The 11,936-nt window shown below is 68.1% G+C and carries 8 protein-coding genes; 1 reads left to right on the forward strand and 7 read right to left on the reverse strand.

Translation table 11 applies throughout. The features are described from left to right. Window positions 1-37 precede the first annotated feature (37 nt). Window positions 38-1,033 carry an AAA family ATPase gene (locus tag G3N99_RS24940; RefSeq protein WP_206123718.1) on the reverse strand — a complete coding sequence of 332 codons (996 nt, stop codon included), beginning with the start codon at window positions 1,031-1,033 and terminating at the stop codon, window positions 38-40. Between the two features lie 187 nt (window positions 1,034-1,220). Between G3N99_RS24940 and G3N99_RS24945 the strand changes: the two genes are divergently transcribed. Then, window positions 1,221-1,973, forward strand: coding sequence for an IclR family transcriptional regulator (locus G3N99_RS24945; RefSeq protein WP_206123719.1), 753 nt, complete (start codon window positions 1,221-1,223; stop codon window positions 1,971-1,973). Window positions 1,974-2,005: 32 nt separating this feature from the next. Here the strand turns inward: G3N99_RS24945 and G3N99_RS24950 are convergent, their stop codons facing one another. The 6 genes from G3N99_RS24950 to G3N99_RS24975 all read right to left on the reverse strand — a co-directional run bounded on the left by G3N99_RS24950 (window position 2,006) and on the right by G3N99_RS24975 (window position 11,785). Next, window positions 2,006-2,959, reverse strand: a complete 954-nt coding sequence (locus G3N99_RS24950; protein ID WP_206123720.1) for a DmsC/YnfH family molybdoenzyme membrane anchor subunit — start codon at window positions 2,957-2,959, stop codon at window positions 2,006-2,008. A gap of 39 nt (window positions 2,960-2,998) precedes the next feature. Continuing rightward, window positions 2,999-3,745 carry a 4Fe-4S dicluster domain-containing protein gene (locus G3N99_RS24955; protein WP_206123721.1) on the reverse strand — a complete coding sequence of 249 codons (747 nt, stop codon included), beginning with the start codon at window positions 3,743-3,745 and terminating at the stop codon, window positions 2,999-3,001. A 16-nt stretch (window positions 3,746-3,761) separates the two neighbouring features. Beyond that, a complete protein-coding gene (locus G3N99_RS24960) occupies window positions 3,762-6,698 on the reverse strand; it encodes a molybdopterin oxidoreductase family protein (RefSeq protein ID WP_206123722.1) in 2,937 nt (978 codons plus the stop codon). Between the two features lie 233 nt (window positions 6,699-6,931). Continuing rightward, window positions 6,932-8,353, reverse strand: coding sequence for an amino acid permease (locus G3N99_RS24965; RefSeq protein ID WP_089427832.1), 1,422 nt, complete (start codon window positions 8,351-8,353; stop codon window positions 6,932-6,934). A 180-nt stretch (window positions 8,354-8,533) separates the two neighbouring features. After that, window positions 8,534-9,949 (reverse strand): FAD-binding oxidoreductase, encoded by a 1,416-nt coding sequence (locus G3N99_RS24970; RefSeq protein ID WP_206123723.1) that lies wholly within the window; start codon window positions 9,947-9,949, stop codon window positions 8,534-8,536. A gap of 531 nt (window positions 9,950-10,480) precedes the next feature. Further along, window positions 10,481-11,785 (reverse strand): MFS transporter, encoded by a 1,305-nt coding sequence (locus tag G3N99_RS24975; protein WP_206123724.1) that lies wholly within the window; start codon window positions 11,783-11,785, stop codon window positions 10,481-10,483. Window positions 11,786-11,936 lie beyond the last annotated feature (151 nt).

Raw genomic sequence — 11,936 nt, forward strand, 5'->3', positions numbered from 1 at the left:
TCGTGCGTCCGCTCGACCAGTTGTCGTTCTACGCGAACTACATCGAGGCGCTGACGCCCGGCTCGCCGCCGCCGGCCCGCGACGCGACCGCCAGTTCCTCGCCGAAGCAGCGCTGGTAATACTCGGCGACGACCGGCCGCTCGGCGTCGTCACACTTGTTCAGGAACGTGAGCCGGAACGCGAGCGCCGGATCGCGGAAAATCTGGCAGTTCTCGGCCCAGTTGATCACTGTACGCGGCGACATCAGCGTCGACAGGTCACCGGTCGCGAAGCCGTTGCGCGTCAGCTCCGCGAGGCTCACCATCGATTCGAGCAGCGGGCGGCCCGCTTCGTCCGCGAGTTCCGGCACGCGCGCACGCACGATGCCGATCTCCTCGTCGCGCGGCAGGTAGTCGAGCGTCGCGACCACGTTCCAGCGGTCCATCTGCGCGTGGTTGAGCATCTGCGTGCCGTGGTAGAGCCCGTTCAGGTTGCCGAGTCCGACCGTGTTCGCGGTCGCGAACAGCCGGAATGACGGATGCGGATGGATCACGCGGTTCTGGTCGAGCAGCGTGAACTTGCCATCGCGTTCGAGAATCCGCTGGATCACGAACATCACGTCGGGCCGACCCGCATCGTATTCGTCGAAGATCAGCGCGACCGGCCGCTGCAGCGCCCACGGCACGATCCCTTCCTGGAATTCGGTCACCTGCACGTCGTCGCGCACGACGATCGCATCCTTGCCGACGAGATCGAGCCGGCTGATGTGGCCATCGAGGTTCACCCGCACGCACGGCCAGTTCAGCCGGGCCGCGACCTGCTCGATATGCGTCGACTTGCCGGTGCCGTGCATCCCCTGCACGAGCACGCGGCGGTTGCGCGCGAAGCCGGCGAGGATCGCGAGCGTGACGTCCGGGTTGAAACGGTATGCATCGTCGATATCGGGCACGTGATCGTCGCGCGTGCCGAACGCGGGCACCATCAGGTCCGAATCGAACCCGAACCGTTCGCGGACCGACACCATGCAGTCCGGCTTGTTCGTCACCCCATCCATTGCGTTGCGCTCCTGTCGTTGCTTATCGCGCAGGCATCGATCGTCGCGCCCGCGCCAGTCGTGTTTACGGAACGATTCGTTCCATTGCCGAAAATGCGTACCGGTTCGCCGCGCCCGCCGCCCCGCGCGGCCGGCCTGCCGGGCCGTTCGGTACAATGGCCGCAATCCAGTTTCCGGAACGCCTGCCATGCTGCCCGCGGATACGCCCACGCTGCGCGCCTTCGCGCTGCTCGAACATCTCGTCCAGGCCGGCGATGCCGTGTCGCTCGCCGATCTCGTGCGCGAAGTCGATATCCCGAAGGCGTCGCTGCACCGGATGCTCGCGTCGCTCGAAGCCGGCGGCCTCGTGATCCGCGAACCGGGCCGCAAGAACGCGTATGCGATCGGCCCGCGCCTCGCACGGCTCGGCACCGGCGTGATGCTGCATGCGGGCGCGCGCCGGCTGCGCCACGCGATCCTCGAACGGCTCGTCGCCGATCTCGGCGAAACCTGCAACCTGACCGCACTGCACGACACGGAAGTCGTCTATCTCGACCGCGTCGAGGCCGACTGGCCGCTGCGGCTCGACCTGAAACCCGGCTCGCGCGTGCCCGCGCACTGCAGCGCCAGCGGCAAGCTGCTGCTCGCGCTGCTGCCGGGCGACGAACGGGCCGCGCTGGTGCGCGCGCTGGCGCTGCCGCGCTATACGCCGAACACGATCTCGGACGCCGAACTGCTCGAAGCCGAACTCGACCGCACCGCGCACAAGGGCGTCGCGATCGACAACGAGGAATTCGTCGCGGGCATCGTGTGCATCGCGGCACCGATCGTCGGTGACGACGGCGCGTGCATCGCCGCGGTCGCCGTGCATGCGCCCGTGTCGCGCGCACCGCTGTCGCGGCTGCTCGACCACGTCCCGCGTTTGCAGGAAGCGGCTCGCGCGCTCGCGGAAACGTTCTAGTTCCCGCACGGCGTGGCAGCGCACATGCAACGTCATGACGCGCGCTGGTAGTAGATGTTCTGCGGATGCCGCGCATCCGCGAAGAAGAACCAGCGTTCCGCAACCAGCCCCGCATACTGGATCACGAACGCCGCGCCGAGCGCGACGGCCGCCGCAACCGACGTCGGCGAGAGCGCAAGCGCGCCCGCGCCGGTCAGCACGAACGGCACCGCGAATGCGCCGATCAGGAAGCCGGCCTTCACCGCACGCAGCGTGCCGTTGCCCTGCCCGTGAAAGAACTCCCGCGTATTGAACGCGCTGGCCGTGAAGCCGCGCGACTTCTGCTCGACCTTCTCGCTGCGGATCCCGGTCGCGCTCTGCACGGTCGACTTCGGCCGCAGCCGTGCATTGCGTGCGAGCGACGCGAGCCGCGCCACACCGCCCGCGAGCGTCAGCACGCAGGCGGCCACCGCGAGCCGGCCGACCAGTGCCGGCGCGAGCCACGCGGCGCAGGCCGTCGCCAGCGTGCAGCCCGACGCGCAGCCGAGCAGCACGAAGTTCACGAGCGTCAGCGGGCTCGCCCATTCCTGCAGAAAGCGCAGGCACGCGTAGATCATCGCGGTGCATACGAACAGCGCGACGCTCGCGAGCGCGCCCACCGCGCCGATCAGCAACGTGTCGGGCCAGCCGAACAGGTGTGCCGCGCCATACGCGAACGCACACGCGAGAAACACCGGCAGCGCGATGCATTCGCGCGACAGCCACGACGTGCGCCACATCGCGATTGCGCGCCATGCGCGTTCGGGATGGCCGAGATGGAAGAACGACGCCAGCAGGCCGAGTGCGCCGAGTACGACCGACAGCGCGGCGCCCGTTACGTAGAACGCAGCGGCCACGTCGACGCCGGCCAGCCGTGCCAGCGCCTCGACGATCACGAGCGTCAGCAACAGGCCCTGTGCGGCACCGCACAGCGTGGTGAGAAAGACGACCGAAAAGGCTGGGCGCATGGGGACTCCGGTTTTTCGTATGAATGAAGCGCGTCGCGCTCAGCGCTGCGTCGCAAGCGACACGAGGTTGAGGTCGCCGCGCGCCGCGCGGGCTTCGAGCGACTCGTCTTCATCGACGCCGCCCGACGCGCTGCCGCACCCGCTGCTGCTCCCGCAACCGCACGACGCTTCGGTCTTCACGCGCGGCAGGTAATGATTCGACGGCCGCGTGTCCCATTCCGGCATCAGCTGATAGCCGCCGCGTTCGCGGATCGCGCGCGACACCTCCGATTCCGGATCGTGCACGTCGCCGAACAGCCGCGCCGACGTCGGGCACGCAAGCACGCAGGCCGGTTTCCGGTCGCGTTCGGGCAGCGCCTGGTTGTCGATGCGGTCCGCGCACAGCGTGCACTTCGTCATTTCCTTGCGGCCTTCGTCGAGCTCACGTGCGCCGTACGGGCACGCCCACGCGCAGTACTTGCAGCCGATGCACTTGTCGTAGTCGACCAGCACGATCCCGTCCGACTTGCGCTTGTAGCTCGCGCCGGTCGGACAGACGGGCACGCACGGCGGATCCTCGCAGTGCAGGCACGACTTCGGGAAGTGGATCGTGTCGGTCATCGGGAACACGCCCGCTTCGTAGGTCTGCACGCGGTTGAAGAACGTGCCGGACGGATCGTCGTCGTACGGACGCATATCCGCGAGACTGCCGGCTTCGCCCGACGTGTTCCATTCCTTGCAGCTCGTCACGCAGGCATGGCAGCCGACGCACACGTTCAGGTCGATGACGAGGGCCATCTGGGTCATGGTGGTGCTCCTTCGATCAGCGATCTTCAGATTTCGGGCCGGCCGACGTCGCGCGCCGCAGCCGCGCGGCGAATGCGCCGGTTCCCGCGAAATACGCCTGTACGCGCTGCAGCACGCGCGGCGTGCCGGGCAGCGAAGGCATCGGCGCGAACTGCGGCAAGGTCGTCGCCGCATCGGCTTCGGCCGGATAGATCCGCACCTGCACGTCGTACCAGCCGGCCTGCCCCGTGACCGGATCGGAATTCGACATCCGCGCACCGCCGCGTGCCGCATCCGGCAGCTCGTCCGTGATCACGTGGTTCAACAGGAAGCCCCGCTGCGACTCGCCCGCCTGCGGCCCGAGGTTCCACGCGCCGGCCGCCTTGCCGATCGCGTTCCAGGTCCACACGGTGCCGGGTTCGACCGCCTCGCTGTAGCGCGCGCGGCAGCGCACCTTGCCCCAGGGCGATTCGACGTAGATCCACGCGCCGTCTTCGATCTGCTGCGCCGCGGCCGTCACCGGGTTCACGAACAGATGGTTCTCGCCGTGGATCTGCCGCAGCCACGCGTTCTGCGAATCCCACGAGTGGTACATCGCCATCGGCCGCTGCGTGATCGCCGCGAGCGGATAGCGGTGCGCATCGGTCAGCCCGCTTTCGAGCGAACGATGCCAGAACGGCAGCGGATCGAAATAGCGCGCGATGCGCTCGCGCAGATGGTCGGGCGGCTGGCGGCCGGTCGTGCGGCCCTGCGCGGCGAGCCGGAATTTCTGCATCACGTCCGAGTAGAGCTGGATCACGATCGGCACGCCGAACTTGCGCATCCCGTTGTCGACCGCCCACTGCATGTACGGGCCGTTGCAGTTGCGCATGTACTGCAGCGGCTCCGGCAGCCGGTGGTGGTACACACAGTTGTTCTCGGCGTAGCGCTTCCACTGGTCGGGGTTCGGCTCGCCGACGACGGCCTTGTCGCCGTCCTTGCCGCGCCAGCCGATCAGGAAGCCGGTGCCCGAATCGGGTGCGGTCTGGAAGTTGATGACGAAATCCGGATAGTCGCGATACTTGCGCTGGCCGTCCGCGGTCGTGAAGGCCGGAAACTTCAGCCGGCTCGCGAGCTCGATCAGCACTTCCTGGAACGGCTTGCATTCGCCGGTCGGCGGCACGACGGGTACGCGCACCGAGTCGACCGGCCCGTCGAATTCGGAGATCGGCCGGTCGAGCACCGACATCACGTCGTGCCGTTCGAGATAAGTCGTGTCGGGCAGGATCAGGTCGGCGAACGCCGTCATCTCCGATGCAAACGCATCGCACACGACGAGGAACGGAATCCGGTATTCGCCGTCGTCGCGCTTGTCGACCAGCATCTTGCGCACTTCCGTCGTGTTCATCGACGAATTCCACGCCATGTTGGCCATGAAGATCAGCAGCGTGTCGATCGGATAGGGATCGCCGCGCCACGCATTGGTGATCACCGAATGCATGAGCCCGTGCACCGCGAGCGGGTATTCCCACGAGAACGCCTTGTCGAGCCGCGCGGGCGTACCGTCCGGATGGACGAACAGGTCCTCGGGGCCCGCCGGCCAGCCGAGCGGACCGGTGGCGAGCGGCGTGTTCGGCTTGATCTGCGCCGGGTCGTTCGGCGGTTTCGCCGACGGCGGCACCGCGCGCGGATACGGCGCCTTGTGCCGGAAGCCGCCCGGCCGGTCGATCGTGCCGAGCAGCGACATCAGTACGGCGAGCGCGCGGATCGTCTGGAAGCCGTTCGAATGCGCAGCGAGCCCGCGCATCGCATGGAACGCGATCGGCACGCCCTTCACCGATTCGTGTTCCTTGCCCCACGAGTCGGTCCAGCGCACCGGCAGCTCGATCGCGTGGTCGCGCGCCACCGTCTCCATCTCGCGCGCCAGGCGGCGGATCGTATCGGCCGCGATGCCGGTGATGTCGGCCGCCCATTCGGGCGTGCACTCGGCCACCTGTTCGCGCAGCAGCGTGAACGACGGCGCGACCGGCGTGCCGTCGTCGAGCGTATAGCGGCCGTCGAGCGCCGGTTCGGCGCCTTCCGTGTGATGCAGCACCGCGCGGTTCGTCTTCGTGTCCCACCACATCCGGTTCTGCGGATACAGTGCATTGACCTCCGGCGCGCCGGCGTCGCGCACGAACAGCCCGAACGTGTCGGCGCCGTCGCGCTGGTCGACCAGCTCGGCCGCGTTCGTGAAGCGCGACACGAATTCGAGATCGAACGCGTTGCGCGCGATCAGCTCGTGCATCAACGCCATGAACAGCGCGCCGTCGGTGCCGGGGCGAATCGGAATCCATTCGTCGGCGATCGCCGCGTAGCCGGTGCGCACCGGATTGATCGCGATGAAGCGGCCGCCCGCGCGCTTGAACTTGCCGAGCGCGATCTTCAGCGGATTCGAATGATGGTCTTCCGCGGTGCCGATCATGAAGAACAGCTTCGCGTTGTCGAGATCGGGCCCGCCGAATTCCCAGAACGAGCCGCCGATCGTGTAGATCATCCCGGCCGCCATGTTCGCCGAGCAGAACCCGCCATGCGCCGCATAGTTCGGCGTACCGAACTGCTTCGCGAACAGGCCGGTGAGCGCCTGCATCTGGTCGCGGCCGGTGAACAGCGCGAAGCGCTTCGGGTCGGTGGCGCGCAGGTGCGCGAGGCGCTTTTCGAGCACGTCGAACGCGACCTCCCACGACACCGGCTCGAACTGCGCGTCGCCGCGCTCGGCGCCCGGCTTGCGCATCAGCGGCTGCGTGAGCCGCGCGGGCGAATACTGCTTCATGATTCCCGACGAACCTTTCGCGCAGATGACGCCCTGGTTCAGCGGGTGCTCCGGATTGCCGTCGATGTAGCGCACCTCGCCGTCGCGCAGGTGTACGCGGATGCCGCAGCGGCACGCGCACATGTAGCACGTCGTCGTCTTGATCTCGGCCTGCTCGTCGCGCTCGCGTGCCCGATGTTCCATCGTCTGTCCTCGTTCGCGGATGAGGGCGCGCCCGCCGGGGCGCACCCGTGAATCGGTTCATCCATGCTATGCCGGCACGCGGCCGACATAAAGTCGCATCCTCTGATCGGTGCTATCGGTCGACCCGATAGTTGCCCCGGCGATCCATCGGATCGGGCCGGCAGCCGCATGCGCGAAGGCCCGGCGTGCGGGCCGGGCCTTCGGCGTCATGCGTTACCGCGCATTACCATGCATCACCGCGGCGGATAGGCGAGCAGTTCGCTGTCGTCGAGATGCTCGCGGCGGCTGCGGCGCGTCAGCCCGTAGGCGACGACCAGCACGCCCAGGCTGGCGACACCGAGCCACAGCGGCTTGCGCTGGTCCGGGATGAACGCCATCGCGACGAGGATGCCGACCATGCCGATGATCGCGACCCAGGTGAGGTACGGATACGCCCACATCTTCACGCGCAGCTTGCTGGCGGCCACCGGGTCGAGACGCTTGCGCAGGCGCAGTTGCGAGAACGCGATCAGCACGTACACGAACAGCGCGACGGTGCCGTACGAGTTGACGAGGAACGCGAACACGGTGTCGGGCGACACGTACGACATCACGACCGACACGTAGCCGAACACCGTGCCGAGCAGGATCGCGCGCACCGGCACGCCGCGCTTGTTGACCTTCGCGAGCGCGGCCGGCGCGTCGCCGTGGCGGGTCAGCGCGAACAGCATCCGCGACGCCGCATAGAGGCCCGAGTTGAGCGCGGACAGCACCGCCGTCAGCACGATCGCGTTCATCACGTTGGCGGCAGCGGGCAGGCCCATCACTTCGAGCGCGCTCACGTACGGCGTGGCCATCTGATGCGAATTCCACGGCACCAGCGCGACAACGAGCGCGACCGAGCCGACGTAGAACACCAGCACGCGGGTAATCACCGAATTGGTGGCCTTCGCAACCGCTTTCGCCGGCTCCTTGGCCTCGGCCGCCGCGATCGTGACGATTTCAGCGCCGAAGTAGAAGCCGGTCGCCGCGACCGCCCCGCTCATCACCGGCCCGATGCCGAGCGGCATGAAGCCGCCGTGGCCGAGCAGCGTCGGCAGCACGGACGTCGTGTGCATCGACGCGGGCCACAGGCCGAGCACGTAGAGGCCGCCGAGGAACAGGAACACCATGATCGCGCCGACCTTGATCGACGAGAACCAGAATTCGAACTCTCCGTAGCTGCCGACCGAAATCAGGTTCGTGAGCGTCAGCACGACCAGCAGCGCCAGGCTGATGATCCACGCTGGCGTATCGGGCAGCCAGAACTGGATCAGCTTGGCGCCGGCCACCGCTTCGAGCGCGACGACGATCACCCAGAAATACCAGTACATCCAGCCGGTCAGGAAGCCCGCCATCTTGCCAGGCCCGCGCCAGTTGCCGAACGCGAGCCGCGCGTATTCGTAGAACGAACCGACGGCCGGCATCGCGCAGGCCATCTCGCCGAGCATCCGCATCACGAGCACGACGAGCCCGCCCGTGATCAGGAACGACAGGATCGCCGCCGGCCCGGTCTGCTGAATCACCACACCGCTGCCGACGAACAGCCCGGCACCGATCACGCCGCCAAGCGCGATCATCGTCATGTGGCGCTGCTTGAGTCCACACTTCAGGTCACTCTGATTCGAGGGTTGCATGTCTTCTCCATATCCAGTTGTCCGGACGCCGCCCGCACGCCACCGTCGGGTGAACGCGGACGCCGCCGGCGACGGCGCGTACAGGGGCGCCTGCAGCCCCGGCCGCACGGATTTCTGTTGCTTTTATTGTGTTGGACGACCCGGCGCGCGTTGCGTCGCGCCGGGCGATATGCGCTACGTTCAGGGCTTTTCGTCGTTCCTGAAATACGACAGGTAGAGCATCCGTTGCCCGAGGCGCCGGAACGGCGCGAACGGGTGACCAGGCAGCGGCGACGTGAAGATGGGCAGCGTCTGGCGTGCGCCCTTCCCCGCGATCTGCTCGGCCAGCCGGCGGCCGGCCTGCTGCGAATACGACACGCCGTTGCCGCCGTAGCCGAGCGCGTAGTACACCGACTGCCGCGGGTCGGGCTGGCACACGCGCGGCATCATGTCGTGGCTGACGTCGACCCAGCCCCACCATGAATAGTCGATCTCCACGCCGCGCAGTGCCGGAAACTTGCGCCCCATCCCTTCCTTCAGCAAATCGAAGTGGCGCGGGTTCGGCGCATCGTCACCGGTGATCGCGCTGCGGCTGCCGATCTGCAAACGGCGATCGGGCAGGAAACGGTAGTAGAAGCGCAGCGTGCGCGTATCGGTCAGCACCTGCGTCGTGCGGAAATTGCACGCATCGATCTCCGCGTCGGTGAGCGGGCGCGTGACCATCGAGTTCGACAGGATCGGCATCACCTTGCTGCGCAGCGACGGATGCAGCGTCTGCGCGGTGTACGCACCGGTCGCGATGCCGACCGCGCGGGCCCGCACGACGCCGCCCGGCGTGCGCAGGTGGTGCACGCCGTCGATCGTCTCGAAGCCGAGCACGGGGCTGCTCGTATGCACCTTCGCGCCGGCTTCGCGCGCGAGGCGCAGGTAGCCGAACGCGAGCTTCAGCGCATGGATGCCGATGCCTTCCGGCTCGTGCAGCGCGCCGGCCGCCTCGTGGTCGTTGATGAATTCGCGGCGGAAGGTTTCGGCGCTCAGCAGCTCGGACGGATAGCCGAACACGTCTTTCCACACCTTCGCCTCGGCCGCGAGCTTGGCCATGATGCGCGGACGGTGCGCGATCAGGAAATGGCCGCCCGGCTGCGGATCGCAGTCGATTTCCGACACGAGCGACTTGAAGTTGTCGAAGCCTTCGAGGATCTCTTCGTGCATCTTCAGCGCGACGTCCTTGCCCCAGCGCTCGATCCACTGCGAGCGCGACAGCCGGCCCGACGCGTTCTGCCCCTGCCCGCCGTTGCGGCTGCTGCAGCCCCAGCTCGTGCGGTTCGCCTCGAGCACGACGGCCTTGATGCCGTGGTCCCGCGCGAGGCACAGCGCGGTGGCGAGGCCCGTGTAGCCGGCGCCGATGATCGCGACGTCGACATCGAGATCGCGCGTGACGGGGCCGTCGTCGGGCGGCGGGGTGCCGGCCGTCGCGACCCAGTAGGTCGGCGCGTACTGCTTGCCGCACCCGGGCCCCGACGACACGAGCGGATCGTAGGTCGGGTCGTAACGCGTATCGTTGGCCCGGCCGCCGGCGAAGCCGCTCGCGGACCGTTCGATGGAAGGGGTCGACATGCTCAGACCTCCGACGCGGGCTTGCCTGCCGCGCCGCAACGGGCGCACGAGGCGATTCGACTGACTGATGCGAGGCGCGCGCTCGCCGCACGGGCGAATGCTGCCGACTGCCTGTTGGTCATGCCTGTCTCCTGATCGTTCTCTTCGGGTCGATCGTGTGCAGATGCTTCAATGCGGCGATCTGTCGAGGAAAGTGTAGGCAGGCCGATTTTTCGCAGGTAGGGCCAGTGGACCGGATTCGCTTGGACCAGCGCGCGGGCGGCCGAATGGCGGGCAACCGGTGGCGGGTGACGATCGGCAGTGGTCGCGGTGCGGGCCTGACACCACCGGGATGCCGAACGACCGGCAGCAGCGGACGGACGGCTGACAACGACGATCGGCGGCGTTGGCGTTGGCGTTGGCGTTGGCGTGGGCGTGGGCGTGGGCGTGGGCGTGGGCGTGGGCGTTGACGTGGACGTGGGCACCGGCACGACACCGACCGACGACCGCGCCACCGATACGACCCCGCACCGCGCCCCGCCCTGCCCGCCGTCACACCGCGCGCACCGCGACGCCGTCCACGCCGCCGCGTTTCTCGATCGCCCGCACGGACACGATCGACAGGAGTGCAGACAACATCACGTAAACCCCGACGAGCCACGGCGCCCCGCCGTTCACGCGCAGCAACGCGGTCGCGACGATCGGCGTGAGGCCGCTCGCGAAGATGCCCGACACCTGGTAGACGAACGAGATGCCCGTGTAACGCACGTTCGCATCGAACAGCTCCGCGAACAACGCGGCTTCCGGCCCGTACGCCATCGCGTAGAAGATCCCGAACGGGATCACCAGCGCGAGCCACACGGCGAGCAGGTTGGTCGACTGCGTCTGCAGCAGCCAGAACGCGGGCAGCACCGACAGCCCGCACAGCGTCGCGCCCCACCGGTACACGCGTGCGCGGCCGAGCCGGTCCGACAGGCTGCCGAACACGGGGATGAACACGCACATCACGACCGCCGCGCTCATCACGCCGAGCAGCGCGTCGCCGCGCGAGATCGACAGGTTGCGCGTCATGTAGCCGATCGAGAACACCGCGAACACGTTGAAGAACACGCCGTCGATATAGCGCGCACCCATCCCGAGCAGGATCGCCTGACGATAGTTGGCGAGCAGCTCGACGACCGGCAGCTTGGTATCGCGCCGCTGGCGCTTGAGCGCGACGAACTCGGGCGTATCGGCCACGCGCGTGCGGATGTAGAAGCCGACCGCCACCAGCAGCAGCGACGCCGCGAACGCGACGCGCCAGCCCCACGCGAGGAACGCGGCGTCCGGCAGCGCACGCGACAGCGCCGCGACCACGCCGGCCGCGAGGCACAGCCCGATCGCGAGCCCGATCTGCGGCAGGCTCGCATACAGCCCGCGCCGGTGCGGCGGCGCGTACTCGTAGGCCATCAGCACCGCGCCGCCCCACTCGCCGCCGAGGCCGATGCCCTGCAGCACGCGCAGCGTCAGCAGCAGCACCGGCGCCCACATGCCGATCTGCGCGTAGGTCGGCAGGAATGCGACGCCGGCCGTCGACACGCCCATGATCAGCATCGTCAGGATCAGCGCGGACTTGCGCCCGACACGGTCGCCGAGATGGCCGAACAGCAAGCCGCCGAGCGGCCGCGTGACGAAGCCGACCGCGAACGTCGCATACGCGAGCATCGTCGACACGAACGCGTCGCCGGACGGAAAGTACTGCTTGTCGAACACGATGCCGGCGACCACGCCGTACAGGAAAAAGTCGTACCACTCGACGGTCGCGCCGATCACGCTGGCCGCGGCCACGCGTCGGACGACCCGGGAATCGATTGCCATGCGAGCTTCTCCAGGTAAGGATGCGCCGCAACCTGCCCCAGCGCTGTACCGGCGGGGGCATCGATGAACGCGTGGCGGCCGTCCGGGCGCAGGAGCACGGGCCACGCGGGTGGATGCGTGGCGGGACGCTACGCGAGCGCCTCGGCGGCCG

This window comes from Burkholderia sp. Ac-20392 (assembly GCF_017104585.1).
GTDB classification, from domain to species: domain Bacteria; phylum Pseudomonadota; class Gammaproteobacteria; order Burkholderiales; family Burkholderiaceae; genus Burkholderia; species Burkholderia lata.